Annotated in this window: 21 protein-coding genes; 16 read left to right on the forward strand and 5 right to left on the reverse strand. The window is 69.5% G+C overall.

The window, feature by feature from the left end; genetic code table 11:
• Positions 1 to 356 precede the first annotated feature (356 nt).
• From NNI01S_RS21505 to NNI01S_RS21560, 12 genes are read left to right on the forward strand one after another with little or no spacing between them, the layout of a single operon-like run.
• Positions 357 to 626, forward strand: a complete 270-nt coding sequence (locus NNI01S_RS21505) for an acyl carrier protein (protein WP_063021927.1) — start codon at positions 357 to 359, stop codon at positions 624 to 626.
• Positions 569 to 6,538 (forward strand): aminotransferase class III-fold pyridoxal phosphate-dependent enzyme, encoded by a 5,970-nt coding sequence (locus NNI01S_RS21510; protein WP_084489117.1) that lies wholly within the window; start codon positions 569 to 571, stop codon positions 6,536 to 6,538. The genes NNI01S_RS21505 and NNI01S_RS21510 overlap by 58 nt, the downstream gene beginning before the upstream one ends.
• A complete protein-coding gene (locus NNI01S_RS21515) occupies positions 6,535 to 7,386 on the forward strand; it encodes a nucleoside/nucleotide kinase family protein (RefSeq protein WP_063021929.1) in 852 nt (283 codons plus the stop codon). Before NNI01S_RS21510 ends, NNI01S_RS21515 begins: the two co-directional genes overlap by 4 nt.
• On the forward strand, positions 7,383 to 7,637 hold the full coding sequence (locus NNI01S_RS21520) for an acyl carrier protein (protein ID WP_063021930.1): 255 nt from the start codon (positions 7,383 to 7,385) through the stop codon (positions 7,635 to 7,637). Before NNI01S_RS21515 ends, NNI01S_RS21520 begins: the two co-directional genes overlap by 4 nt.
• Positions 7,634 to 9,379: an AMP-binding protein gene (locus tag NNI01S_RS21525; RefSeq protein WP_084489119.1), complete on the forward strand. Its 1,746-nt coding sequence runs from the start codon at positions 7,634 to 7,636 to the stop codon at positions 9,377 to 9,379. The genes NNI01S_RS21520 and NNI01S_RS21525 overlap by 4 nt, the downstream gene beginning before the upstream one ends.
• A complete protein-coding gene (locus NNI01S_RS21530) occupies positions 9,376 to 10,782 on the forward strand; it encodes a cytochrome P450 (RefSeq protein ID WP_063021932.1) in 1,407 nt (468 codons plus the stop codon). Before NNI01S_RS21525 ends, NNI01S_RS21530 begins: the two co-directional genes overlap by 4 nt.
• Positions 10,779 to 13,511 (forward strand): PEP/pyruvate-binding domain-containing protein, encoded by a 2,733-nt coding sequence (locus NNI01S_RS21535; protein WP_063021933.1) that lies wholly within the window; start codon positions 10,779 to 10,781, stop codon positions 13,509 to 13,511. The genes NNI01S_RS21530 and NNI01S_RS21535 overlap by 4 nt, the downstream gene beginning before the upstream one ends.
• Positions 13,508 to 14,800, forward strand: coding sequence for an aminotransferase class I/II-fold pyridoxal phosphate-dependent enzyme (locus NNI01S_RS21540; protein WP_063021934.1), 1,293 nt, complete (start codon positions 13,508 to 13,510; stop codon positions 14,798 to 14,800). Before NNI01S_RS21535 ends, NNI01S_RS21540 begins: the two co-directional genes overlap by 4 nt.
• Before the next feature lies 1 nt (position 14,801).
• On the forward strand, positions 14,802 to 16,208 hold the full coding sequence (locus tag NNI01S_RS21545) for a nucleotidyltransferase domain-containing protein (RefSeq protein WP_063021935.1): 1,407 nt from the start codon (positions 14,802 to 14,804) through the stop codon (positions 16,206 to 16,208).
• Positions 16,205 to 16,939 (forward strand): HAD family hydrolase, encoded by a 735-nt coding sequence (locus NNI01S_RS21550; RefSeq protein ID WP_084489121.1) that lies wholly within the window; start codon positions 16,205 to 16,207, stop codon positions 16,937 to 16,939. Before NNI01S_RS21545 ends, NNI01S_RS21550 begins: the two co-directional genes overlap by 4 nt.
• Positions 16,924 to 17,865, forward strand: coding sequence for a diacylglycerol/lipid kinase family protein (locus NNI01S_RS21555; protein ID WP_063021937.1), 942 nt, complete (start codon positions 16,924 to 16,926; stop codon positions 17,863 to 17,865). Before NNI01S_RS21550 ends, NNI01S_RS21555 begins: the two co-directional genes overlap by 16 nt.
• Entirely contained in the window at positions 17,862 to 18,644 is a 783-nt protein-coding gene (locus NNI01S_RS21560) for an SDR family NAD(P)-dependent oxidoreductase (protein WP_157114901.1), read from the forward strand. The genes NNI01S_RS21555 and NNI01S_RS21560 overlap by 4 nt, the downstream gene beginning before the upstream one ends.
• 15 nt (positions 18,645 to 18,659) lie before the next feature.
• Here the strand turns inward: NNI01S_RS21560 and NNI01S_RS21565 are convergent, their stop codons facing one another.
• Positions 18,660 to 19,262, reverse strand: a complete 603-nt coding sequence (locus NNI01S_RS21565) for a TetR/AcrR family transcriptional regulator (RefSeq protein WP_063021939.1) — start codon at positions 19,260 to 19,262, stop codon at positions 18,660 to 18,662.
• A 93-nt stretch (positions 19,263 to 19,355) separates the two neighbouring features.
• Between NNI01S_RS21565 and NNI01S_RS21570 the strand changes: the two genes are divergently transcribed.
• Positions 19,356 to 20,426 (forward strand): saccharopine dehydrogenase family protein, encoded by a 1,071-nt coding sequence (locus tag NNI01S_RS21570; protein WP_063021940.1) that lies wholly within the window; start codon positions 19,356 to 19,358, stop codon positions 20,424 to 20,426.
• Positions 20,427 to 20,688: 262 nt separating this feature from the next.
• Here NNI01S_RS21570 and NNI01S_RS21580 read toward each other — a convergent pair whose 3' ends face one another.
• Positions 20,689 to 21,720 carry a DUF2293 domain-containing protein gene (locus NNI01S_RS21580; protein WP_245676319.1) on the reverse strand — a complete coding sequence of 344 codons (1,032 nt, stop codon included), beginning with the start codon at positions 21,718 to 21,720 and terminating at the stop codon, positions 20,689 to 20,691.
• Positions 21,721 to 21,764: 44 nt separating this feature from the next.
• Here NNI01S_RS21580 and NNI01S_RS35725 point away from each other — a divergent pair, with 44 nt between their 5' ends.
• Complete coding sequence (locus tag NNI01S_RS35725) at positions 21,765 to 21,971, forward strand: hypothetical protein (RefSeq protein WP_063021942.1); 207 nt, start codon at positions 21,765 to 21,767, stop codon at positions 21,969 to 21,971.
• 157 nt (positions 21,972 to 22,128) lie between these two features.
• Here NNI01S_RS35725 and NNI01S_RS21590 read toward each other — a convergent pair whose 3' ends face one another.
• The 3 genes from NNI01S_RS21590 to NNI01S_RS21600 form a co-directional block, all read right to left on the reverse strand.
• Positions 22,129 to 22,626, reverse strand: a complete 498-nt coding sequence (locus NNI01S_RS21590; RefSeq protein ID WP_063021943.1) for a GbsR/MarR family transcriptional regulator — start codon at positions 22,624 to 22,626, stop codon at positions 22,129 to 22,131.
• A gap of 70 nt (positions 22,627 to 22,696) precedes the next feature.
• A complete protein-coding gene (locus NNI01S_RS21595) occupies positions 22,697 to 23,476 on the reverse strand; it encodes an efflux permease Rv1217c-related protein (protein WP_063021944.1) in 780 nt (259 codons plus the stop codon).
• Between the two features lie 49 nt (positions 23,477 to 23,525).
• A complete protein-coding gene (locus tag NNI01S_RS21600; RefSeq protein ID WP_063021945.1) occupies positions 23,526 to 24,413 on the reverse strand; it encodes an ABC transporter ATP-binding protein in 888 nt (295 codons plus the stop codon).
• A 119-nt stretch (positions 24,414 to 24,532) separates the two neighbouring features.
• Between NNI01S_RS21600 and NNI01S_RS36375 the strand changes: the two genes are divergently transcribed.
• A complete protein-coding gene (locus NNI01S_RS36375; protein WP_281180671.1) occupies positions 24,533 to 25,291 on the forward strand; it encodes an arsenate reductase/protein-tyrosine-phosphatase family protein in 759 nt (252 codons plus the stop codon).
• 70 nt (positions 25,292 to 25,361) lie between these two features.
• On the forward strand, positions 25,362 to 25,760 hold the full coding sequence (locus tag NNI01S_RS21610) for a VOC family protein (RefSeq protein WP_063021947.1): 399 nt from the start codon (positions 25,362 to 25,364) through the stop codon (positions 25,758 to 25,760).

Here is a 25,760-nt window from a genome sequence, read left to right on the forward strand (position 1 = left end):
TGTCTCCCATGGGGTTCCGCTTTGTTTCCGGAAACACAGTGGCGAAAATTAGCCAGAAAATTGCATTCTAGCGAAACGTGCCGTTCGTCAGGGTTTTTCGAATTGCAGCCCGCATAGTGTGGGTGTACAGATGTGTGAACGTGTGACGCTGCGGTGAGACGCCGCACGCAGAAGGCGGGCAGTGAGATTCGCAGTCCCGTTCGCAGATATCGGAGGGTGCGTGGGTGCGGGCTCGGCAGGCGTGAAAATTTGTCTTGAACTGTGTATATGCGGCCTTGATCGACCGGGTGGGCATAGCGCTGTGGGTGTATTTCGCGCCACCGGAAAGGTTTTGTGTGCGGCTGAGGAGGCGCATAATGAATGAATTCGATGCCGTGACCGACCGGGTTGTCGCCATGTTTTCACGCGGCCTGCACACGGTGGAAATAGAACTGGACACGCCATTGCTGGATTATGGCCTGGACTCGGTGCGGTCGGTGGAGTTGGTGATCGAACTGGAGCGTGAGTTCGGCATCACCATCTCCGATGAGGAAGCGGCGACGTTGCATACCGCGCGCCAGGTGATCGCGTGCGTGACGGCGAAGTCGAGCCGGACCCGGCACACCCGGGCCGGGGCACGGGCGTGACCGGGCGTCCAGGGCAGCAGGAGCAGCTGCCATCCGCGGGATCCGACCCGTTCGGCGACTTCGCCGCGTACAACCGTCCCGGGCTGGCCGCGCTGCTGCGAGCCTGCCACCTGGACGTGGTGTACACGGTCGCGGACGGCGACCATCTCGTTCGCGAGGACGGCACCCGGGTGCTGGATCTGGTCGGCGGCTTCGGCGCCGCACTGTTCGGCCACAATCATCCGGCGCTGGTGCGTGCCGCGACCGCGATGTTGAACCAGCAGGTGCCATTCGTCGCGCAGGGCAGTGTCCGGCCCGGCGTCGGGCGGTTGGCGAAACGGCTGTCCGAGTCGGTCGGCGCGTGCACCGGGCGGCGATATGTGGTGACATTCGGTTCCACCGGAGCCGACGCCGTCGAGGCGGCGATCCGGCACGCAGCCGTCGCGCACGCGCGCGCCCTGTCCGAGCTGGACGCCGAGCTGCGGCGGGCGCTGCGCAGGCTCCGCCGCGACCGGCTGGACGATGTGCGCCCACTGGCGGCCGCGGGGGACGCCGAAGCGCGGACCGCCGCGGCGGTGCTCACCGAGTCGCTGGATCGGATCGCGCGATTGCGTGAGCGTGGGCCGGTGTTCGTGTCCCTCGCGGGGGCGTTCCACGGAAAGAGCGCCGGAGCCTTCGCGCTCACCGAACACGCCGATACCCCGCCCGATCTGGTCGTGCCCGGGCCGCCGCGCCGACGGCTCGCCACCTGGGCGCCGGACGAGGTGGCCGCCGCGTACGCGGACGAGCTGTGCACCGTGGGCGTCATCGGCTTCGCCGCCGACGGCGCGCCCGTGCGCACATGGCGGCGGCTCTCACCCGTCGCGGCGGTGTTCGCCGAGCCCGTCCAAGGCGAAGGCGGTGTGCGGGAGGTTCCCGCCGCCACCCTGCGCGCGCTGCGTGACCTTGCCGATCGGCACGCCGCGGCGCTGGTCTTCGACGAGATCCAGTGCGGCATGGGCCGAACCGGCACGTTCCTGGCATCGGCGCCGTCGGGTGTGCGTGCGGACTACTACCTGATGTCGAAATCGCTCGGCGGCGGACTGGTGAAGATCGCCGCGCTGCTGGTGGACAGTGCGCACTCCGTGGCCGATTTCGGGCGGTACCACACCTCCACCTTCGCCGACGACGAGCTGTCGGCGGCAGTCGCGGACGCGGCGCTGGATCTGTTGCGCGACAATCAACTCCGGATCAGTGATGCGGGAGCGCGGTTGCGGTCGCGTCTGGACGAGGTGGCCCGCCGCTGGCCGCGCGAGATCGTTGCCGTGCGTGGGCGCGGGCTCCTGCAGGGCGTACAGCTGCGAGCGCCGGAGCCGGAATCCGCGCTGCTGCGGGAGATCTGCGCGCCCGACATGTTCGGCTATGTGGTGGCCGGATACCTGCTGCACCGGCACGCGATCCGTATGCTGCCCACTCTCTCGGCCCCGACCACCCTGCGCGTCCAACCCTCGGCTTTCGTCACCGAAGCCGACATGGCGCGGCTGGCGGCAGCACTGGACGACGTCGCGGCGCTGCTGCATCGCGGCCGGTACGACGTACTGCTGGCGCACCTGGCCGCTGCGGCCGCGACGAAAGCCGTCGTGACGGACCGGGCCCCGCTGCCGCGGCGTGCCGACCTGCCACCGGCGCGGGATCCGCAGGCGCCGGTACGGGTGGCGTTCCTGGCCAACCTGCCCGAGACCGCCGACCTGCGCCGCTCGGCTCCCGAGCTGGACGCGTGGACCGACTCGGAATTCGCCGCCTTGCTGGAACGGCTGCGCGCCGTCGCCGATCCCTTCGAGCTGACCAGGCAGACGATCTCCTCGCCCACCGGCGCCGAGGTCGAGATGATGCTGTTCGCGCTGCCTTTGACGGCTGAACAGATCGTCGCGCATCAGCGTGCCGGCGAGCGCACCCACGTGCGGGAACTGGTGTGGCACGCGGTGGAGCAAGCGATCGCGGCCGGAGCCACGGTGATCGGGCTGGGCGGCTATACGTCGATCGTCACCGACGCCGCCCGCGAGGTGGCGGAGGACACCATCACGGTCACCTCCGGCAATTCGCTCACCGCGGCCTGCGCCTACGAGGTGCTCGGCGCCGAACTGGCCGCGTTGCCGCCGGGACAGCGGCGGGTCGGCATCGTCGGCGCACTCGGCAACATCGGCGCGGTGATGGCCGAACTCCTTGCCCCGCTGGCCGATTCGCTGGTGCTGGTGGGAAGGCCGGGGGCGGGGACGCGCTTGCGCCGGGTAGCCGCCGGGCTGCCGGGCGAGGTGGCGGTGAGCGAGGACCTGGCGGCACTGAGCGCCTGCCGGGTGGTCGTATCCGCCACCAACTCGGCGGAGCCGCTGATCACCGCACATCATCTCGCCGCGCACCACCCGGTGCTGATCTGCGATCTCGCCGTACCGGGCGACGTGGACCCGGCGGTCGCCGAGCAGCCGCACCTGACCCTGGTCGGCGGCGGCCGCATGGCGCTGCCGCTGGGCCAGACCCCCGCGCTGCCCGAAACCGGGTTGCCCGCCGGAGTCGTCTACGCCTGCATGGCCGAGACGCTGCTGCTCGGTTTCGAACCGCGCACCGCGAGTCCGTCCTATGGCGCGCTCACCGTCGCCGGTGTGCGCGCGGCGCGAAGTCTGGCCGCTCGCCACGACCTGCGCCCCGTTCTGCTTCCGACAGGAGCCACCACTGTGATCACCACGGCCGAAGCCTCCGCCCCGATGTTCCTGGGCGCGGCCGATTTCACGCCCACCCGGGCGGGCGGCAAAGCCGCCACCCTGCACGAATTGCTGGCCGACGGATTCGCCGTGCCACCGGGCTTCGTCGTGCCCGCCGATCTGGACCTGGACGGTGTCGGCGACGACGACCTGTCCGCCTGGGTGCGGGCCATCGGCGGGTTCCCGGTGGCCGTGCGCTCCAGCGGCGTCCTCGAGGACCTCGACGACGCCAGTTTCGCCGGCCAGTACGAGTCCTATCTGGATATCGCGGAGGTGGGCGCGCTGCGGGCGCACATCGAGCGGTGCCGGGCGTCGGTGCGCAACGAGCGTGTGCGGGCGTATCTGTCCCGCCGTGGCATGGCCGACGCCGAGGCGACGGTGGCCGTCCTGGTGCAGCGCATGGTCGAGGCACGCTGCGCGGGCGTGGGTTTCAGCATTGATGCGCTCACCGGCGCCGAGGAGCACGCGGTGCTGGAAGTCTGCCACGGCGTGGGCGAGCGTCTGGTGTCCGGGCAGGTCACGCCGACTCGCTACACGCTACGGCTGTCCGACGGCGAAGTGGTGGCGCGCGAGGCAGGCGACGAGGATGTCCGGCTCGACGGCGCCGACACCGAGGCGCTGGCGGCGCTGCTGCTCGCGGTGCAGGCGCGCAGGCATCGGCCGCAGGACATCGAATGGGCGATCGATGGCGACGGCGCCTTATGGCTGCTGCAGTCGCGTGCGGTCACCGCGATCAGCTGGCGCACCGACATCGACCAGTTCTCCGACGCGGACCTGCGCGACGGCGGCGTCTCGGCCCGGGTGTGCACACCGATGATGTTCTCGCTGTACGACAACGCCTTCCAGTACTCGATGCAGCGGTTCTTCGAAGGCTTGGGCTTGGCCGGGCCGGGCGAAGAGCCGGACTGGATGGCGATGTACTACGGCCGGGCCTACTGGAACGTCAGCGCGGTGAAGAAGTGCTTCCAGCGCATACCCGGTTTCGACGAACAGCACTTCGACGACGATCTGGGTGTCCGCAACGACTACGGCCCGGAGGGGCCGATCCGCACGCCGAACACGCCACTGGCCGTCGCCCGCGCACTGCCGGTCGCGCTCGCGGTGCAGCGCGCCTACCGCGAACAGCTCGCCGTCGTGGACACGTTCGCCGCGAGCTGGCCCGCGAAGTACGCGGCGTGGCGTGAGCGGGTACTCGCGCTGCCGCATACCGACGAGGCGACTTTCGCCGCCGATCTCGCCGACTGCCTGCTCACACTGCACGCCGCGACCGAGCGCACCTACTTCACGACGATCTATCACAACTCCAGCGTGCAGACCGACTTCAAACAGCTACTGGACAAGGTCGACGCGGCCACCGGCGCGACCACCTCGGCCATCGACCTGATGGGCGGTCTCGCCGAGATCAGCCACATGGCGCTTCAGCGCGGCATCGTCGAACTGCACCGAGTGGCGACGCGTTCCGGACTGGACGGCCGGGAATGGGACGAGGCGCTCGAGTCCTTCCTCGCCGAGCAGGGCTTTCACGCCGACGCGGAACTCGACCTCACTTGCCCGCGCTGGTCGGAGGACCCGCAGCGGGTGCGATCGATGATCGCGGCGATGCTCGAGAACGGCGCCGCGCCCGCGGATCCCGCCGCCACGCTGGTGGAGCAGCGCAAACGTTTCGAGTCCGAATCTGCCGCGGTGCGAGCCCGGGTCCGTGCCCGGCCCGCGATACGGATGCGGTTCGCCAAGGCGCTGGACAAGCAGATCGAACGGATGCGCCGCTATCTCGTCGCCCGGGAACGGATGCGGGAATTCTCGTCGCAGTGTTACGCCGTCGTGCGCGCCTACGTGGTCGAAGCGGGCATCCGCTTGGCCGCCGCGGGTGCGCTGGAGCACGCCGATGACGCGTTCCAGTTGACCATCCACGAGCTCACCGACCTGGTCGCGGGTCGCGTGCAGGCAGCCGGTCTCGCCTCCGTGATCGCCTACCGCCGTGCGATGTACGCGGGCTACCGCGATCTGACACCACCACACGAGCTCGGTGGCGGGGTGACCGTCGCGGCGGTGCGCGCCGTCGCCGACGGCGACCTGTCCGGCCTCGGCTGCAGTCCCGGTGTCGCGGAGGGAACGGCGCGGGTGATCACCGCGCTCGCCGACATCGGCCGACTGCGCGAAGGCGACATCCTCGTCACCCGTTTCACCGACCCGGGGTGGACTCCCGCGCTGGGATTGGTGGCCGGTGTGGTGACCGAGGTGGGCGGGATGCTGTCCCACGCCGCCGTGATCGGGCGTGAGTACGGCATCCCCGCCGTGCTGAACGTGGCGGGGGCGACGAGCGCCGTGCGATCGGGTCAGCGGATCCGGATCGACGGCAGCAGGGGAGTGGTGCGGATCCTGGAGGCGGATTCCGCCGAGGCCCCCCAGGCGGACGAACCGGCCACTGCCCACCGGCGAACGGACGTCGCTGTTCGCGCGAAGCCGGAGCGGGATTCGCCGCCGGCCGCAGTGCTCGACGAAACACTCACGACGGCGACGGATGCCGCCGGATCACCTCGCGCCCCGCGCCGCTCGGGAAAGGACACGACACTGACCGCACGTAAACGTCTCATCTGCCTCGCGGGTGGCGACGGCTCGGGCAAGACCACCCAGGTGGCCAGGATCGCCGCCGAATTCGAGGCGCAGGGGCACAGTGTCGCCGCGGTGACGATCTGGGACGCGTTCCTGGACCCGAAGGTCTCCTCGAAACTCCCCTGGGGCAGTCCCGCCGAGATCTACGGCTACCTCCAGTTGCTCACCCCGCTCAGCCGTGCGCATTTCCTGTTCCACGCCATGCAGCTGTCCCTGGACCTGGCCGCCGAACGCGGCGCGGACATCGTGCTCGCCAACGCGTACTGGTACAAGTACTACGCCACCGAAGTGGCCCACGGCGGCGATCCGGCCGTCCTGCGCAGTCTGGCGGCGGGTTTCCCGGAACCCGACCGCACCTTCTATCTCGCGGTGCGGCCGCAGGACGCGCTCAGCCGCAAACGGTTACGCAGCGACTACGAGAGCGGGTACGGCGACGAGGAGTCGTTCCTGACCTTCCAGCAGCGCAGCCACGAGGCGCTCGACGCGCTGTCGGACGAGTTGGGCTGGATCCGGCTCGACGGCGCGGCGGCGCAAGCCGAGATCACCAGCGCCGTGCTCGCCCAGTTGCGCGAGGACGACCGATGAGCGGCGCGCACACCCGCCGGGTCGCCCTGGTCGGCATCGACGGCGCGGGCAAGTCCTCGGTGCTGGCCGCGCTTCGCGCGCTGGCGGCCGAGGACAGCGGCTTCGCGTCGATGACCTGTCCCGACTTCCACGACACCCGCGACGTTCCGCTCGCCGATCTGTCCCGGCAGCTCCGGGCCTTCAGCGTGGGCTGTGACGAGATCGGCGACGTGGCGATGAAGGCCACCGCCATGTATCTGCAGATGACCCTGTTCGGGCCGGTGGAAGAGCACTTCCTGCGCACCTGGTCGCCGAATGTGCTGGTGTGCGAACGGCACCCGCTGATCGAACTGCTCGTCTACGGCCCGCTGTACGTGGCGCTGGCGGGCACCGACGGGCGCTGCCGCGAGCGGCAGGACGAGATCGCGGCCGTACTGGAACGGCATCGGCCGGGCACGTTCGCCGACATCCTGGCCTGGCAGCACGCCCAAGCCGCACGGCTGGGCAGCTCACCGGACCCGTGGCTGCTGCTGTCGGAGATCGCGGAACTGGTCGGTCGTGACATCGCCGGTGCGGTGTCCGGCTTCGCCGAACGGTTCCGCACCACGCTGCCGGACGCGGTGCTGTGGCTCGACGCGCCGCCCGAGCAGGCCGCGGCGCGGTGTGTGCGGCGATCGGCGCGCGGTCCGGTCGAGGCCCACGAGACCGCAGAGCGGCTGACCGCTCTGCGCGCGGGCTACGAGCGGGTGCGCGAGACACTGACGACCACCTTCCCTGAAGTGGCGTTCCACCGTATCGACACCGGCGACGACGTCGACCTCGAGCAGACGGTGCGCGCCTGCGTGACGGAAGGGAAGTTGCTCGGATGAGCGGGCGCGACGACATCGGCACGGCCGATCTGGAGGCGCGGGTCCGCGCGATCGTCGGGGAGGTGCTGTGGGTGCCCCCGGCCGACCTGAACCCGATGGCGCCGTTGATCGACTACGGACTCGACTCGCCGACTGCCATCGAACTCACCATTCAGCTCGAACAGGCCTTCTCCGTGAGCATCCCGGAGGACGTCGCCGTCCGGCTGACCACGGTCGCCACGATCGTGCGCTACGTCGAGGACCAGACATGACCACACCATCCGGGGCTTTGCGCCCACAGCACCCGAGCATCGTGCACGCACTGCTGTCCGGCGGTGAACGAGGGACCGCGGCGGCGTCGACGGTCATCCTGCCCGAGCGCGCGGCGCGGGACGACGACGAGATCCGTTGGCGGCACGATGATCTGGCGAGCGCCGCGGGCCGCGCAGCGGCGGGCCTGGCCGCCGAGGGCGTCCGCCGGGGCGACCGCGTACTGCTGTGCCTGCCCACGTCTGCGGAGTTCGTCACGGCCTTCTTCGGTGCGCTGCTGCTGGGTGCGGTGCCCACCGCCATCGCCACTCCGGGCGGTTTCGGGGCCGCCGACCTCTTCTTGGACCGGTGCACCCGGCTGCTGGCCTATCTGGAGCCGACGGCCGTGGTGAGCACGTCCGCAGTGCTCACCACGTTGCCGCTGCCCGCCTCGGTTGCCCCGATCGACGCCTCGGCGCTGTATGGGCTGGCCCGCACACCGAACGCTCCCGCGCTCCCGCCTCGCCTTCCCGCGCCGGACGATGTCGCGTTCATCCAAGCCACCTCCGGCTCGACCGGCACACCGAAGGGTGTTCAGGTCACCCACGCGAATCTGGCCGCCAACTGCGAGCAGATCGCCGTAGCCGCAGCGATCGGCCCCGGCGACACCTGGGTCGGCTGGTTGCCGCTGCACCATGACATGGGCCTGATCGGCGGCTTCCTGACGCCGCTGTTCCGTGGTGTCGACGCGGTGGTGATGCCGTCGAGCCGGTTCCTGCGCCACCCGGCCGATTGGCTGCGCGCGGCGAGCAGACACCGCGGAACCCTCACCGCCGCACCGAACTTCGCCTACGGTTACGCCGCCGCGCGAATCGCCGACGGCGAACTCGACGGGGTGGATCTGTCCGCGTGGCGGTTCCTGTTCTGCGGCGCCGAACCGATCCATCCCCCCACGGTGCGGCGGTTCGTCGACCGGTTCGGGGCCTGGGGACTGTCCGCCGACGCGCTCGTGCCGTGCTACGGGTTGGCCGAGGCGTCGCTCGCGGTGACGGTGTCGGACCCGCGGGCGCCGATCGGGTTCGACTCGGTGTCGCGCCGCGCGCTCGCCGAAGAAGGTGTCGCCGTGGATGTTCCGCCTGGTGACGGGGACGCGCTCGACATCGTCGACTGCGGTGCGCCGGTGGTGGGCACCGAGGTGCGCGTGGTGGACGAGGACGGCACGCCGCGCGGCGCGAATCTCGTCGGCCGGGTGCAATTCCGGGGACCGTCCACCACGCCGGGCTATTTCCGGCTGCCCGACGCCACCGCCGCCACCCGGGCGGAGGATTGGTGGGACACCGGCGATATCGGCTACCTGCGCGACGGCCGGTTGCGGATCACGGGGCGGGGCAAAGACCTGATCATCATCCGCGGCGCGAACTACTTGCCGACCGACTTCGAAGTCGCCGCCGAGCAGGTGCCGGGGGTGCGGCCGGGCGGCGTCGTCGCGGTGGGACGACCCGACGCCGACCGCGGGTCGGAAGAACTGCACCTGATCGTCGAAACCGCCGTGGCGCGTAGCGAGCACGACGCGCTGGCCCGTGCGGTACGGGCCGCGGTGAGCAAACGTACCGGGGTGCTGGCCGCCGGTGTGCGGATCGTCGCGCCGCGCACCATCCCGAAAACCACCAGCGGCAAAGTCCAGCGCATCGCGGCGCGTCGCCTGCTGGACGGCGATGCGGGCGAACTGGTCGGCGCCGGGCGCGGGGGAGACGTGGTCCGGTGACGCCGCCGACCAGGACCGGTGAGCGCCGCCTCGACGGACCGGCCCTCCGGCATCCGCTGGGTGCGTACGCTCGCTACCGGACGGACCCGCTCGGCCTGTTCTACGAGTCCGCGGTGCGCTACGGCAGCGTCCGGCTGCGCCTGGCGCACCAGCACGTGCACCTGCTGGTCGAACCGGAACACATCGAGCAGGTGCTGGTCACCCGTGCGGGGCGCTACGAGAAGGGGATCAGCTACCGGAGCTTGAACCACCTGCTCGGGCCCGGCCTGCTGACCAGCGGTGGCGAGCTGTGGAAACGTCAGCGCGCCTTGATCAAACCGGCCTTCGCGCGCCGGCATGTGGAGACCGAGATCCCGCTCATGGTCGAGTGCGGACAGCGCATGTATACCCGCTTGGACGCACGCGCCGCCGACGGCGCGGCCTTCGACCTGGTGCCGGAGCTGATGGGATTCGCCGCCGATGTCGTGTGCCGGGCGGTGCTCGGCGCGGACATCGACGGCGTGCTCGCGCAGATCGAAGACGATGTGCGCGAGGGAGTTTCGTGGGTCATGCGGCACATGGCCGCGCCGATCCAGCTGCCGCCGCGGGTTCCGACTCCGGGTAACCGGCGACTGCGGGGCGTGCGGCAACGGCTGGACGGCGTGGTGGACGAGGTGATCGGCAGGCACCGGCGGAGCGGCGACGACCGTTCGCTACTGGCCCGGCTGCTCGCCGCCCGCGACGACGCGGGGCACGCGATGGACCACGAGCAATTGCGGCACGAGGTGCTCACCTTCTTGCTCGCCGGTCACGAGACCACCGGCGCGGCGCTGGCCTGGACGATCTACGAACTGGGCCGAAACCCCGCCGTGCTCGATCGGGTGCGCGCGGAGATCGACGCGCTGCCGGGCGCGCCGGACGAGCCGGATGCCGTTCGGGCCGCGCTGCCCGAGCTGGAATACACCGGGCGCGTGATCGATGAGGCGATGCGTCTGCATCCTCCGGCTTGGGCGTTCAGCCGCACCGCCCGCGAGCCGGACCATTTCGACCGGTTCGATCTGCGGCCCGGCGCGATCGTCGTGATCAGTCCGTTCGTCAATCATCGACTGTCCCGGTTCTGGGATGCGCCGCTGACCTTCGATCCCGACCGGTTCACCAAGGAGCGGAATCGGGCCCGCCCGCCGTTCCGGTACTTCCCCTTCGGCTGGGGCGCGCATCTGTGCGTGGGCCAGCAGATGGCGCTGATCGAGGCCCGTGTGGGTCTGGCGATGGTGCTGTCGCGCTACGACTTCGAACTGGTGAACGGGATGCGGGTGCGCGAGCACCCCGAGATCTCCAACACCCCCGACCCGGTCCTGGTGCGGTTGACCCGGCGCCTGCGCGCCGTCCCGGCGACCCGGACCAGACAGGAGGCAGCACGATGACCAGTGCTACCACCGGCGCGATACTGCGTGCCGAAACCCTCGCGGCGGATCCGGCGGCCGCCGTGCGCGCGGGCGCCAAGGCCGCCAACCTCGCCAGGCTGGCGGCCGCCGGATATCGGGTGCCGCCGTTCGCCGTACTCGGCACCGACGCGTGCGCGCGCCTGCTGGCCCCGTCCGCCGATGCCGTCGCCGCCCTGCTGGGCGAACTCGACCCGGACGATCCGGCCGCCTTACAGTCGGTGTCGTCCCGGATCCGCGCCCTGGTCGAGGGACAACCGCTGCCCGGTGACATCGCCGCCGAACTCGACGCCGTGGCCGCCGAACTGGCCGCCGGCAGCGGAGTGCGCTTCGCCGTGCGATCCTCGGTGCGCGGGGAGGACTCGGCCACCGACTCCTTCGCCGGACAGCTCGACACCGTGCTGAACGTCCCGGCGGCCGATCTGGCCGCCGCGATCGGGACGGTCCTGGCCTCCGCCTGGTCGGAGCGCGCGCTGTTCTACCGAGCACGCCGCGGGCTCGACGACGTGCCGGTCGCCTGCGCCGTGGTGGTGCAGGTGCTGCTCGACAGCGCCGTGTCGGGGGTCGTGTTCAGCTGCAATCCGCAAACCGGCGATCCGTCGGAGATCGTCGTAGCGGCCGCGCTCGGATTGGGCGAGGGCGTGGTGGCGGGCACGGTGGATTGCGATACCTACTTCGTCGACCGTGACACCGGCGCCATCACGTCCCGGGTGGTCGCCGACAAGCGCAGCCTGGTGGCGCCGTCTGCGCACGGCACGGGGACCGCTGTCGAAGAACTCGCCGAACCGGTGACGGCGGCGGCGCTGTCGGATACGGAGATCCGCGAGCTGGCGGAGGTGGCGGCCGCGCTCGCCGGCCACTTCGGCGCACCGCAGGACATCGAGTTCGCCTACTCGCCCGACGGGCGATTGCACCTGTTGCAGGCCAGGCCGATCACGGCGACCGGGGCCCGCGAGACGATCTTCGACAATGTCAATGTCGCCGAATCGTATCCGGGACTGTCGAGTCCGCTGACGTTCTCGGTGCTGCGCGCCGCCTATGAGCGAGTCTTCCGCACTTGTCACCGCGATTTCGGCGCCACCGCGCGGATCGTCGAACGCAATGCCGCCGATCTGTATCCGTATCTGGTCGGCACCGCCCGTGGCCGGATCTACTACAACATCAGCAACTGGTATCGCCTGTTCCTCGAGATTCCCGGCATGGAATTCGCCATCGAAGGGTGGGAAGCCGCGCTCAACATCGAGAACCGATACCAGCGGCGGCCCCCGCCGGTTCGCGGCGTCGCTCGGCTGCGCGCGATCGCGCTGCGGCTGCGCGTGTTCACCATCATCCTGCTGGGCTGGCTGCGTCTGCCCCGGCGGCTGCGCGCGTTCTTCACCGCGCTGGCGGCGGCTACCGCGGATCTCGAACGCAGGCTGAAGGGGGAAACACCGGAGCGCGAACGCGACGCACACGCGTTGCTGGCGTGGACGGAGCGCTTCTTCGACGAGCTCGTGCCCGCGTACTCGGTGCAGATCTTCAACGATTTCCTCGCCCAGCAGATGTTTCATGTCGTCGGACTGCAGTTGCGCCGAGCAGGGCTGGCCGAGGACGCGGCGCTGACCCTGCGCAACGAATTGTTCTGCGGCGAAGACGGGGTCGAGAGCGTCGATCCGGTGCGGTCGGCGCTGGCGTTGACCGCGCGGGTGCGCGCCGACGCGCAGTTGCGTGCGCTGTTCGACGGCCCCGCCACCGCCCAGCAGGTGTGGACGGCCCTGTCGGAAGACCGGTTCACGGCTTTCCGAGCGGCCTGCGTGCGCCACATCACCGCCTTCGGCGACCGCACCGTGGACGAACTCAAGCTGGAGACCGATCCGCTGAGCGAGCACCCTGAGCGGCTGGTGCCCATGCTGCGGAATTACCTGCGCGGTGGGCAGAACGCCGACGACATGATCGCGCGGGAGCGGGCGATCCGGCGCGCGGCCGAGCGGACGGCGGCCGAACTGTTCGCCCGCGAACGCGGGCGCCGCTGGGTTTTCCGGGTCGCGCTCCGTCTCGCCCGCGAACACGTCAAGCAGCGGGAGAACATGCGGCTGGGCCGAAGTCGCGCCTTCGGTCTGCTGAAACGGGTGTTCCGGGAGTACGGCAGGCGACTGCACGCGGACGGCCTGCTGGGTGATCCGCGCGACGTCTTCTGGCTCACCTACGAGGAGATCGCGGCCCTCACCCGCGGAACGGCGGTGGACACCGACACCGCGCGCACCGTCGCCCTGCGCAAGGCGGATTACGAGCGCTGGCAGGCGCAGCGTCTGCCGTCCCGCATCGTCACGACGGGGATCGCCGCGACCGGAATCGCCGATCCGGCGCTGGAAGAACCGGGCCGGGAGGCCGCCGCCGCGCCGCGCGTCCTGCACGGAATCGGCTGCGCCCCAGGGCGGGTCGAGGCGCCCGCGCTGGTTGTGCACACCCCGGACCCGGATGTCGCGATCGACGGGCAGATCCTCGTCGCCGCGACCACCGATCCGGGCTGGGTGTTCCTCATGGTCGCGGCGGGTGGCCTGGTCAGCGAACGGGGCAGCCTGCTTTCGCACACCGCCATCATCGGACGCGAACTCGGTATTCCCACGGTCGTCGGAGTCGCGGGCGTCACCGGCCTGATCGGAAACGGTGACGTCCTGGTGCTGGACGGCCGCGCGGGAACCGTGAGTATCGGACGGGAGCAGCGATCGTGACCGCACTCGAGCCGGCCCACGGCGAGAACTTCAGCCTGGAGCACTACCTCGACCCCGCCGCGCACACGTTCGACCAGCGCTTCGCGGAGTTCCGGCCCTACGCGCGGCGCGCTCGCGACAGCGGCTTCGTGTTGCGGGAAGTGGCCGGGCCGTCCGGTCCGGTCGTCCCGGTGCGCGATCCGTCGACCGGCGAGATCGACGAGCTGATCATGCTCGGGTCCAACAACTACCTCGGCCTGGGCAACGAACCGAGCGTTGTCGGCGCCGCCATCGCCGCCATTCGCGAGTACGGGGTTGGCCACGGCGGCCCGCCGTTGCTCAACGGCACCACCACCCTGCACCGGCGGCTCGAGGAACGGCTGGCCGAACTGAAGGGCTGCGAATCGGCCATGGTCTTCTCCTCCGGTTATGCGGCCAATGTCGGCTGGGTGACCGGTCTGCTCCGCAGAGGCGACGTGCTGCTCTACGACGAACAGAACCATGCCAGCCTGTACGACGGCATCCAGCTCGGCCGGGTCCGCTCGATGGCCTTCGCGCACAACGATCTGCGCCATCTGCGCCACCGGCTGATGCAGATCCGCTGGCGCAACCCAGGGGCGAATGTGGTGGTGGCCGTCGAGGGCGTGTACTCGATGGACGGCGACGTCGCACCGCTGCCGGAGATCCGGGCGCTGTGCGACGCGTTCGGCGCGTGGCTGGCGGTGGACGACGCGCACGGCACCGGCGTGCTCGGCGCGCGCGGGCACGGCACCGCCGAGCATTTCGGGCTCGGGCCGGGGTCGGTGGAGTTGACCATGGGCACGTTCTCGAAGGTCTTCGCGGGTACCGGCGGCTTCGTGGCCGGATCCCGGGATCTGGTGGACACCCTGCGCTTCTTCGCCCGCTCCTATATGTTCTCCGCCGCCCTGGCACCCTCGGTGGTCGCGGCGGTGCTCGCCGGAATCGACTTCCTGGGAGCGCATCCCGAGCGCGTGGCGCGGCTGCACGACAACGTCGACTATTTCGTGCGCGGGCTGCGCGCGATGGGGTTCGCAGTCGACCCGCAGACCGCGATCATCCCGCTGCTCGTCCCGCAGCGCCTCGCCGTCGCCGACGTGGTCACCGCCCTGCATCGGGAGGGTGTGTTCGTCAACGGCGTCGAATTCCCGGCCGTGCCCCGCGACCAGCAGCGCCTGCGGATCAGCATGATGGCCACCCTCACCCGCGACCACCTCGACCGCGCACTGGACCGCATCGACACCGTCGCCCGCCGCTTCGGCTTCCATCCCGAACAAGAAGGGATCGCTTGACATGACCGACACTGTGATCGCCGCGGGCGGGACGGCCGCCGAACGGCTGCTGGTGCACGCCGCGCTGGCCACACCCACCGCAGAAGAACGCGCCGAACTGGTCGAGCTGGCCCACCGGGTCACCGACTGGGCGGCCTTCTTCGAGCTGGCTCAGCTCAACGCGACCGTCCCGCTGGTGCGTCGCTCGCTGATCGCCGCCGAGGTGTACGAACTGCTGCCCCCGCTGGTCCGGGTGCGGTTCGACGCCGTGACCGAGCGGATCGCGACCGCGAACGACCGCCGCCTGGCCGGCGCGGTGCGGTTGTTGCGACGGTTCGACGAACGCGGCGTGCGCTGCGTGGTGCTCAAGGGCATGCTCTTCGCCACCGAGGTCTACGGCGACCCGCACTACAAGCGCATGAACGACCTGGACATCCTGCTGGAACCACATCAGGTCGACTCGGCCGTCGAGATCTACCGCGAACTCGGATTGTTCGCGACCTCCGAGCTGCTGGGTAAGGCGCCCAGCGTGCGGACCGAGCGCTCCCACCACCTGCCGTCGTTCGTCTCACGCGACGGCGCTCTCGTGGTGGGCACGCATTGGGGACTGATCACGCCGCTGGCCCCCTACACCGTGGACTACACCGCGATATGGGAACGCGTGCGTCCCATCGACTTCCACGGCGTACCCGCATGGGCGATGGCGCATGAGGACAATCTGCACCATCTGGGTATCCACCTGCCCTATTACAAGACCGGGGTACGCGAACTCGGCGACATCTGGAACCTGGCCCGGCACACCGGCGCGGACCTCGACTACAACCTGCTCGCAGGCCGGATCGCAGCCGCGGGCAGCGAGGGCCTGATGTATCACGCCCTCGCGCTGGCGCACCGGCTGGTGCCGAACCCGGACTTCGCGAGGCTGCTGGACCGGATCGCGCCGCGCGTGGACCGATTCACCCGCGCCGACACCGCGCGCAAGGTCTCCGACGTGCGCACGCTGCTGCGCAGCCGTTCCACGCACACCTCCCGCATCGAGAAGGCCTACACCGAATTCAATATGACCTCCGACAAGCGGGAGAAACTGGACAGCTTCGGGCGGCTGTGGGCCGGGTTGCTGCTGGTCCCCGGTGACGAGGCGGCCCGGATGAGTTCGCTGCGCGATCCGGGGGCCCTGGCCGCCGTCGGCGCCCGCTTGATCGCCCCCTACCGCCTGACCCGGGTGTTCCAGCGTGACCTCGGCCGGTGGTTGTTCCCTGCCGCGCTGGCCAAGACGGTCTACGACCTGGGCGCGGCATACGCCGGGGAACTCCGGTCCCGCACCGGGCTCGGCGGCTCCCGCCCCGAGCCCCTGGGCCTCGACGACTACGCCGCTCGTCTCGGGCTGACCAGAGCGGACCTGCAAGCAGTGCTGGACAGCCAGGAATGAGCCCACGACCGACCGTGCTGTGGGATCTGGACGGCACGCTGATCGGGCAGCGGCGGCGCACCTTCGCGACGCTGATGCCCGCGGGCGCGGCCTGGGTGTTCCGTGATCTGGTTCCGCCGCAGCGTTTTCTGCCGCTGCTGCGCCGAACGATCAGTGACGTGCGCGCCAACGACAGTGACCACACCAACACCGAGCTGATGGTGCGGTTGCTCGCCGAACGCCTCGGCGCCGGTCGCGAGGTGGTCTCCGACCGGCTCGAGCGGCTCGCGGAGGTCGAGTTCGCCCGTTTGCGAACATGCTTCCCGCCGCGACCGGCTGCGGTGAGCGCGGTGCGCGGACTGGCGGAGACGGGGGCGCGGCAAGCGATCGCGACCAATCCGCTGTGGCCGCGCAGCACCGTCGAGGCGAGGATCCGCTGGGGCGGACTCGAACCCACCTTGTTCGCCTTCGTCACCAGCGGCGACATCATGCGCCGCGCCAAGCCGCGGCTCGAGTTCTATAGCGAACTGCTCGACCACCTCGGCGCGGCCGCTGGTGACTGCGTGATGGTCGGCAACGACCCGGCCCACGACGGGCCTGCCGCGCAACTGGGCATCCCGGTCTTCCTGGTCGGCGCGCGCGCCGCCGACATCCCACCGGCCGTGGCCCGGACCGGGCTCGTCACGACGGGAGATCACCGCGCACTACGCCGATGGCTCGGCATCGAGGAGGATTCGTGCTCGTCGTCCTGAACCCCCGGGCCAACGCGGGCGCCGCGCTGCGGCGCTGGGAGCCGGTGGAATCCGCGCTGCGCGCACGTCACACGGACCTGTCCGTCGAACTGCCCGCCGACGCCGAGCATGCCACCGATCTCGTGCGCGCTGCCGTCACCCGGCCGGATCCGCCACCTGTGCTGGTCGCCGCGGGCGGCGACGGCATGGTGAACCTGGTGCTGAACGCGCTGATGGACCCGGCCACCGACCGCCCGCGCGCCCCCGGCTGCGCGTTGGGCGCGGTGGGTCTGGGCAGCTCGAACGACTTCCACAAACCGGTGGCCGACAGCGGGCGGATCGGAACCGTTCCGGTGCGGGTCGACGCCGCGCGCGCCGAACTCGTCGACGTGGGCAAGGCAGGCGTGCTGCTGGCCGACGGTACGCGCGCCGTGCGCTATTTCTTGCTCAACGCCAGCATGGGGCTGGTCGCCGCGGGCAATGATTCGTTCAATCAGGCCACGGGGGTGGTCGGCTGGCTCAAATCGCGCAGCGTGGAAGCCGCCATCATCGCCACCGCGCTGGCCACCATCGCCACCTATCGGCCGCTGCCGGTCGCGGTGCGTGGCGGCGACTGGGTGCACGCGGCCCCGATCACCAACGTCGGCGTGCTCAAGAGCGTGCACTTCGCAGGCGGCATGCGCTACGACACGGCGGTTACCCGCGGCGACGGCCGGTTCGACGTGAACATCTGGACCGAGGCGGGAAGGCTCCGGACGCTCGGCGTGGTCGCGGGACTGTACGCGGGCCGCTTCCGGCGGTCGCGCCTGGCGGTGTGCCATCGGGATTCGGTGGTGGAATTGCGGCCGGATCGTCCGGCGCCGCTGGAACTGGACGGCGAGATCACCATGGTGGAGTCGGCGCGGCTGGAGGTTCTGCCGCGGGTACTGAAGGTGTGTGCCGCGTGACGGTCGTCCTCGTCACGGGAGCCGCCAACGGCATGGGCGCGGCCACCATGGACCACCTTGCGGCGCTGGGGTACACGGTCGAAGGATGTGACCGGGTCGCCGCGCCCGGAATCGCTCGGGTCGACGTGCGCGACGAGGAGGCGGTGAACGGTTGGGTTCGGGACGTGCATGCCAGGCACGGCAGCATCCAGGCGGTTGTCACGTTCGCGGCGTACGGCGTCGTCGGCGCGGTCGAGGAGACCACACCCGCCGAGGCCGCGGCGCTCCACGACACCAACGTCCTCGGCACGCTCCGTGTACTGCGCGCAGTGCTGCCGTTGCTGCGCTCGCGAGGCGCGGGCCGCGTGATCGTCGTGAGTTCCGGTGCGGGGGCCGTCGCCGAGCCCTACGGCGGCTGGTACTCGGCCACGAAGGCCGCGGTGGAGCGGATCGGCGAAGCCGCGCGCATGGAGGCGGCGGGGTCGGGCATCCATGTGTCGGTGCTCATCCCGGGATGGACCGTCACCCCTATCGTCGACACGGCGGTCCATGTGTCGAGGCCGATCACCGCCTACGACGGCGATCGTGCCGCCGTGCTGAACCTCGTACGCGGTTACCTGGCTGCGGGACAGCCCGCCGCCGCCGTGGCCCGTAAGGTCGCGATGATCCTGGCCGCGGACCGGCCACGGCAGACCTACCTGTGCGGCCGTGACGTCCGCTTGTCCTTCTGGTCCCGCAGGTTTCTCCCGAGCCGTGTTTACGAGCGGATGGTGTGGCGATACTACGGTTTCCAGCCGTAGCCGGTCCTCCTGGATTCACCGTGCTTCCGTAACGATCTCGTGGGACTCGAGGCTGCCCATGATCATGTCGGTGAGTGCGGTGATCGCATCGGCGGTCGTCGTCCGGCCGTGGTTCAGTTCGGCCGCGATGGCCTCCGCCGCGCCCAGGATGCCGACACAGCGCAACCGCAGCGCCGAGGGCGCCAGGGCCGAGTGTGGCTGGAGTGCGGCGGCCATCAGGTCGGTATAGCGGTCGTACATCTCGCGTTGGGCCGCCTCGAGGTCCGGATTTCCCTTCAGGGCCGCGGAAATCGCGGTGAGTTCCGGCATGTCGGCGGCACAGGCGAAATAGACGGCACTGGCGACGCGGGCGACCTCCGCCGCGGTGGGTCCGGCATCTCGCAACGCTTGTATCGACGCGGCCCGCTGCCGTTCGTCGAGCCGCCGATAGAGAGCGAGCAGCAACCCGGGTCGGGTGCCGAAGTGGTCGTACACGACCGGCCGGGTCACTCCGGCGGCCTCCGCGAGCGTGACCAGAGTGAGGGCGTCGGCGCCGTGAGCGCGCACGACCGCCAGTGCGGTCTCGAGCAATTGCTCGCGTCTGGCCTGTTTGGACAGGCGAGGCGGCGTGGTGGCCATCGGTCCTCCCTTGCGTTCTCGGTCAAGTTTACCTACATTCTGTATCTACAAAACGTACATACAAAATGTAGGTTCGGCGTAGGAGTGGAACACATGTCGGTACGGTCGAAATCGGTGCTGATTCTGGGCGGTTCGGGGCAGGCGGGCGCCGGAGCTGCCACCCAGCTGCGGCGGTGGCACCCCACGCTGCCCCTGACCATCGCCGGCCGCGATCTCGCGCGCGCCCAGCGGGTCGCCGACGAATTGGGCGCGGCGTCGGCGGTGACCATTGATCTGGAGCGCCCGGACCTCGGTCTCGCGGCTGATCACGGCTATTCGGCGGTGGTCGCGGCGCTGTGGGACCGCAAGTTGTCCGGGCTGCGCTTCGCGCAGGACCGTGGACTGCCGTATCTGAGCATCTCCAGTGGCTTGGTGGAGATCGCGCCGGAGGTCGTCGCCGGCGCGCAGCGCGCGGACGCCGCGCCGGTTCTGGTGGCCAGTCACTATCTCGCCGGTCTCGTCGTGCTCGCGACGTTGGCGGCGGCGGAGGGCTTCGCTCGGGTGGATGCCGTCCGGATCGGTGCCGTGCTGGATGAAACGGACGCGGGCGGCCCCGCGGGGATGGCGGATCTGGAGCGGCTTTCGGCCGCTACTTCGGCGGGGTGGGTGCGGCGTGACGGCGTCTTCACCTGGCTGGCAGTGGCCGACGCCGAAGCCGGTGTGCGCGGCGTCGACGGTGTCGAAGTGCCCGGGCAGAGCATCCCCGTCCTCGATGTGCCGAGTATCGCGCTCGCGACGGGCGCGGACGACGTTCGCTTCGACCTCGCCGTAGGGGAGTCCGCGGGCCGCCGCCGCGGCGGATCCGCTTCCACGGAGGTTCGGATCGACATCGAAGGAGCGGATAAGGCGGGCGATCCGGCGCGGACGAGCCGCTACCTGGTCCATCCGGCGGGGCAGCGGCCTTTGACCGCGCTCGGCATCGCCTTGGGCGTCGAGCGTTTGCTCGGGTTGCGCGGGCACGCTGTCGCCCCCGGCATTTACACGCCCGAAGCGTTGATCGATCCACGCCACGCGGTCGAGTGGATGCGCGAGATCGGCACCGAGTTCATCGACGTCCAACCGACTCGGGTGAGAACAGCGACTGCTCGGTCGACGCGCTGGTCAGCGACAACGTCGCGGACCTGATCACCGCGTTCCGCATGTGGCCGGACGCGAAGGCGTCGTTTGCCACCAAGTACGTCGACCGCGACCTGCTCGATCTGGACTCCCGCGGCCGGACCCGGATGACGTTCTCGCTCATGCCCGAGGCCGACTCCCGGCTGCTGGACCTGCGCAGCACGCCGATCCGGCAGCGCATCGATGTCGTCGGCGTGCATCGGCTCGCCGCCGTGGACGCAACACCGATCGCTGACTCCAGGACAGCACTCGCTACGAGAACACGGAGATTTCAACCGCGCCAGGTCTCCAAGACGTGGTCGACGGTCGGGCGGATCCGGGCTCTGGCCTCCGAGCGGGGGACGCCGGTCATGAGGAGGTGGTCGTAATCGGTGTCGCGGTGTCGGATGGAAGCGATGACGGCGAGGGTGAGCGCTTCGGGGGAGAAGAGTTTGGCTGCGGCCGTGCGGCCTACGCGGCCGCTGCCGCGGACGGCGGCGTGTTCGGCGATCTGGGTGGCGCGGTCGGCGGGGCAGCCGGGGAACAGCCGGCGGATCTCGTCGGACATGCGGGCGCAGTATTCGACGTCTCGGGCGGTGCGTCGGATGCGGTCGCGTTCGCGGCGGCGGGCACGGGCATCGTCGTCGGCCAGGCATTGCTGTTCGGCGCGAGTGAGGGCGGCTTCTTCGACGAGGATGCCCAGCCGTTCGTAGCGTTTGCGTCGCCGATTGAGGCGGACCACGACGGCGGCGAGGGTGCTCTCCTTCTTGGCACGCCGGCTCAGCGCCGCGTTCCCGGCGGGCAGGAACTCGAGATGGTCGAGGTCCGAACAGGTCAGGCACAGCGGCCCGGCCGCGGAGGTGATCGAATACGGGCCCGTTTCGGCGCATTCGGCGCACGTCCACGGCTCTGCGGCCTCGACCACCGTCAGATCCGGCGCCCGGTTCTGACGTTGGACGACCTGTTCGCGGCGCGCCGGGCTGAGCTGCGCGGAGAGCCAGTGCACCCGGAACACCTCGTCCGCGCCGTCGTCGGCGAACCGCAATGCCTCGCGATCGCGCCCACCCGATAGATACGTCGCTGTGCTCGCGATGAGCCCGTGCTCGCGGGCCCACTCGCCCAGTAGTTCCGCCGCCTCGTGCATCCGCCGTGAGTCCACCGCTGCGACCTGCTCCAACGACCGCACCTGCCCTTGCCGCCAGCGATCGATCCGACTGGTTCGCACCCACCCCAGAGCGGCGAAGACGTCGACTGCCGACACATATTTGCGTTGGGCCAGAGCCGCTTCCGCAGCCTCTGTCACTCGCCGCCGCAGCTTGGACACGGGTTCGAACCCTAGCGCACGTCGCGGACCGGCTCGGCGATCGGATGGCGACGGTGTACGAGGGGCAGCATCGGCCGACCGATCCGGCTGAGGGCACCGGGATCGAGATGGCGGCCTTCGCCGGGCGGCTGGTGGCCACGCTCGGGACATTCTTCCGGCTGCCGGAGATCGAGTATGGGCTTGGTGCCCGGCAGCCGGTGGGACCGTCAGCATCCCGCGCCGCATCGGGCGGTGGCGCGTGGCTTGGATGATGCTGACCGGCGATCGCATCGATACGGAAACCGCGTTGCGTTGAAGACTGTTCGACGCCGTGCAGCAGATCCAGGGCCGGCGGTGTCCGGAGCGCGCGGACTCGAAGTGCCGGGTGAGATCCGAGCAGTTCGGCGGAAAGGGCGGCGCGATTCTCGGTTATCGTGTGCCGCTGCGGTGTTCGGCCTCCCACCGATCCAGCAGAGCGGGCAATTCCTTGCCCATCCAGACGAAGAACTCGTGCATATCGCGCACTCGCGCCGCGTCCGCGCCGTTCGGATCATCGAACAGGGCCAGGCCGCGGGAGGTCATATCGGTGAGCTGGTCGTACATGCCGGATTGCTGCCTGGTGAGTTCGGGCAGAATGCCCGGTCGCACCGAATAGTAGTCGCGGCGATCGCCGGGCTTGCTGGTCTTGTCGACCCATCGCATGGTGGTGAGTGTTTTGAGCGCACTGGAAATGGAGCCCTTGGACGCGCGCAGCGCCTCGGCGATCTGGTTGAAGGTCTGCTCCGGCGGGTCGCAGATCAACAACCAGCCGACTGTCCGGCCGACCATGCGGACCAGACCCATCCGTTCGAAGACGAGCGCGAGATCCTCCACGAAGGCCAGTTGGGCGTCGGTGGGGGCAGGTGCCGATTCGGATGCGCTGGTCATGGGATCAGTATTCTTCCTGCGGGAAACGGGGATGCGGGGCGGGTCGGTGCGAACCGCCCCGCAGGAGTTGTCAGACCGCGAGGTCCCGGCGATCGAATGCGATGAGCGACAGCCCGCAGGCGACGGCGACGAGGATGGCCAGCACGAGAAGGTGTCCCGGATTCCAGCCGTTCACCAGCGGTGAGTCGCCGATGGCGTAGTAGAAGGGCGAGAACTTCCTCAGCCACGACGCCCCGTCGACGATTCCGCCGAGGCTGTTGGCCAGGTATCCGCCGAGCACCAGCAGCGCGGTGAGCCCCAGAGTCTGCGCCCGTCGCCCGGTGACCGCGCCGACCAGTTGGGTCAGGGCGGCGACTGCCAGTCCGAGTAGGCCGAGACCGGCCACGGCGGCGAGAATATTCCCGGCCGGCACGTCCAATTGTCCGGCTTCGGCTCCGACGAGCACGCTCGATCCCAGTACGCCGGTGACCACGCCGATCTGGACCGCGAGTGCGGCGAACCGCTGCCGGACCAGGCTGGTGCGGCTGATCGGTTGCGCGAGGAGCAGATCCAGCGTCCCGCTCTCTTCCTGGGTAGCCGAGCGGACGCCCATGGTGACCGCGAAGATCACGACGAGCAGCAGGCCCATCAGGGCGAAGATGGTCGAGTGCAGATAACCGGCGGCGGTGGCGAAGTCGCCCATGCCCATCGCGTCGTAGATGCTGCTCTGTTCGATGTTCAGCGAGCCCTGCTCCGCCAATGACCGATAGGACGGCAGGTATATCAGCGGCACGATGGCCATGCCGAGCGACCAGCCGATCAGGGAGCGCTTCTGTTCCTTCAGGGTCTGCGTGTACACCGAGCGAGTCATGACGGGGTCCTTTGTGCGAAGAGACTTCGGGCTGGATGGGGCAGTGGGTTCAGCGGTCGTAGAGGCTGAAGAACATCTGCTCGAGATCGGGCTCGCTGGACAGCACGCTCACCAAGGGATACTTGGCGGCCGTCTTGAACAGTGCGTCGACCTCGCCCTCGGTGGTGCAATGCAGGGTGCGACCCTCGACGGTCAGATCCCGCACACCGGGCAGGTGTGCGAAGTCGTCGGCGAAGACATCCGCGCCGAAGACCATGTCGACGGTGCGTGGGGCGCGACGACGGAGTTCCTCCACATCCTCGGTGGCCAGTAGCCGTCCGGCGCGCATGATGACGGCGCGGTCGGCGGTCTGCTGCACCTCGGTGAGGATGTGCGAGGACATGAAGACGGTCTGCCCGTTGTTCTTGGCGTCGGTGACCAGGTCCAGGAATCGTTGCTGCAGAAGCGGATCCAATCCGGAGGACGGTTCGTCGAGGATCAGCAGATCCGGGGAGTGCATGAAGGCGGCGATGATTCCGACCTTCTGTTTGTTACCCTTGCTCATCGCCCCGACCTTCTTGGACAGGTCCAGATCCAGTAGTCGCGCCAGCTCCTCGATTCGCCCAGCGGGAACGGTGCCGCGCTGATCGGCGAGGAACGCCAACAGATCTCGCGCGGTATTGCGGCCTTCGAGGGCGAGTTCACCCGGCAGGTAGCCGATACGCCGTCGTAATTGCGCACCACCAGTGCGGGGATCGGTGCCGAAGACCTCGACGCGTCCGGCGGTGGGACGGATGAGGTCCAGCAGGATGCGAATGGTGGTCGACTTGCCGGCGCCGTTGGGCCCGAGAAAGCCGAACACTTCACCCTGGGCGACCTCGAGGCTCAAGTCGGTGAGGGCGATGTGCTTGCCGTAACGCTTGCTCAGGCCTTCGATGCGGATGGCGGGGGCGGTCATGTCACTCCTTCGCTGCAACTTGCAACGAGTTCTGCAAGTACGGTGTGTTCAGTAAATATTGAACACAATGAATTGTCAAACCTAATGTTCATCAAACCAATTTGATGTATTCTGGCGGTGTGGTCGCCTCCGATCCGGTTCCTGTTCCGTTGCTGATGCGCATGGCTTCGCATCCGTTGCGCTGGGCGGTGATGATCGAGTTGGCCGGTGGGGATCGCCGGGTGCGTGAACTGGTGAACGCCGTCGGCGAGCCGCAGAATTCGGTGTCGTATCACCTGCGGCTGCTGCGCACTGCGGGCTTGGTGAGCGCACGCCGCAGCAGCTTCGACGCACGCGACACCTACTACCACCTGGACCTGTCTGCCTGCGCGAACGCTCTCGGTGACGCGGCCGTCGCCCTGCACCCCGCGCTGGTTCCTACCCGCCGCGAGTGGCCCCGCGGGAGTTCGGTGCTGTTCCTGTGCACCGGCAACAGTGCGCGCTCCCCGATGGCAGAGGCGATGCTGCGGCATCGGGCCACCGGGATCCAGGTCACGAGTGCCGGCAGCCATCCCGCGCCGCGGATGCATCCGAACACGGCACGAGTCCTGCGTGCGGATTACGGCATCGATCTCGAACCTCGGCGGCCGCAGTCGCTGGAGGCGATCACCGGGCGGCGTTTCGACTACGTGATCACGTTGTGCGACAAGATCCGTGAAGTTCCCCGCGATCACGGAGCGGCCGTAACGACACACTGGAGCCTGCCCAACCCGTCCACCGCCGCCGACACCGATTGTGCGACATATCCGGAATTCCAGCGTGTCGCAAGCGAGCTCGATATCCGGATCGGATTCGGGCCCCCACCATCGCGGCAACGTCGCGTCACCGCGCCTCTGTAGCCACCGCCGGCTGGTGACGGCCCGCTCCGATCAGCTCCATACCGAGAAACAATCACGAGGAGACTCGAACATGACGACCGCGCCGACCGAAGTCGCCCGCGTCCGCTACCTCATCGATGATGTGCGCGCGGCGGTCGAGTTCTACACCACCCACCTCGGCTTCACCGTCGACCTCGACGCCGCGCCCGCCTTCGCCGCCGTCCGGCGTGGCCCGTTGCAACTGCTCCTGTCGGGGCCCGGGAGTTCCGCCGGGCGCCCTCTGTCCGACGGCGTCACCCCGGCGGCGGGCACCGGCTGGAACCGCATCCAGCTCGTCGTCGATGACATCGCCGCCGAATCCGCACGACTGCGAGCGGCCGGAGTCCCCTTCCGCAATGACATCGTCAGCGGCCCCGGCGGCCGGCAAGTCCTGCTGCAAGACCCCGCGGGCAACCTCGTCGAACTGTTCCAGCCCGCCGCCGCGTCGTAA

Source organism: Nocardia niwae NBRC 108934 = DSM 45340 (assembly GCF_001613465.1).
GTDB lineage: Bacteria > Actinomycetota > Actinomycetes > Mycobacteriales > Mycobacteriaceae > Nocardia > Nocardia niwae.

Excerpts from the sequence above, each read along its gene's own strand:
- NNI01S_RS21520 (WP_063021930.1), top strand. The coding sequence starts at position 7,383 with ATGAGCGGGCGCGACGACATCGGCACGGCCGATCTGGAGGCGCGGGTC.
- NNI01S_RS21535 (WP_063021933.1), top strand. The coding sequence starts at position 10,779 with ATGACCAGTGCTACCACCGGCGCGATACTGCGTGCCGAAACCCTCGCG.
- NNI01S_RS21525 (WP_084489119.1), top strand. The coding sequence starts at position 7,634 with ATGACCACACCATCCGGGGCTTTGCGCCCACAGCACCCGAGCATCGTG.
- NNI01S_RS21505 (WP_063021927.1), top strand. The coding sequence starts at position 357 with ATGAATGAATTCGATGCCGTGACCGACCGGGTTGTCGCCATGTTTTCA.
- NNI01S_RS21515 (WP_063021929.1), top strand. The coding sequence starts at position 6,535 with ATGAGCGGCGCGCACACCCGCCGGGTCGCCCTGGTCGGCATCGACGGC.
- NNI01S_RS21590 (WP_063021943.1), bottom strand. The coding sequence starts at position 22,626 with ATGACCAGCGCATCCGAATCGGCACCTGCCCCCACCGACGCCCAACTG.
- NNI01S_RS21600 (WP_063021945.1), bottom strand. The coding sequence starts at position 24,413 with ATGACCGCCCCCGCCATCCGCATCGAAGGCCTGAGCAAGCGTTACGGC.
- NNI01S_RS21550 (WP_084489121.1), top strand. The coding sequence starts at position 16,205 with ATGAGCCCACGACCGACCGTGCTGTGGGATCTGGACGGCACGCTGATC.
- NNI01S_RS21545 (WP_063021935.1), top strand. The coding sequence starts at position 14,802 with ATGACCGACACTGTGATCGCCGCGGGCGGGACGGCCGCCGAACGGCTG.
- NNI01S_RS21570 (WP_063021940.1), top strand. The coding sequence starts at position 19,356 with ATGTCGGTACGGTCGAAATCGGTGCTGATTCTGGGCGGTTCGGGGCAG.
- NNI01S_RS21610 (WP_063021947.1), top strand. The coding sequence starts at position 25,362 with ATGACGACCGCGCCGACCGAAGTCGCCCGCGTCCGCTACCTCATCGAT.
- NNI01S_RS21595 (WP_063021944.1), bottom strand. The coding sequence starts at position 23,476 with ATGACTCGCTCGGTGTACACGCAGACCCTGAAGGAACAGAAGCGCTCC.
- NNI01S_RS35725 (WP_063021942.1), top strand. The coding sequence starts at position 21,765 with ATGGCGACGGTGTACGAGGGGCAGCATCGGCCGACCGATCCGGCTGAG.
- NNI01S_RS21565 (WP_063021939.1), bottom strand. The coding sequence starts at position 19,262 with ATGGCCACCACGCCGCCTCGCCTGTCCAAACAGGCCAGACGCGAGCAA.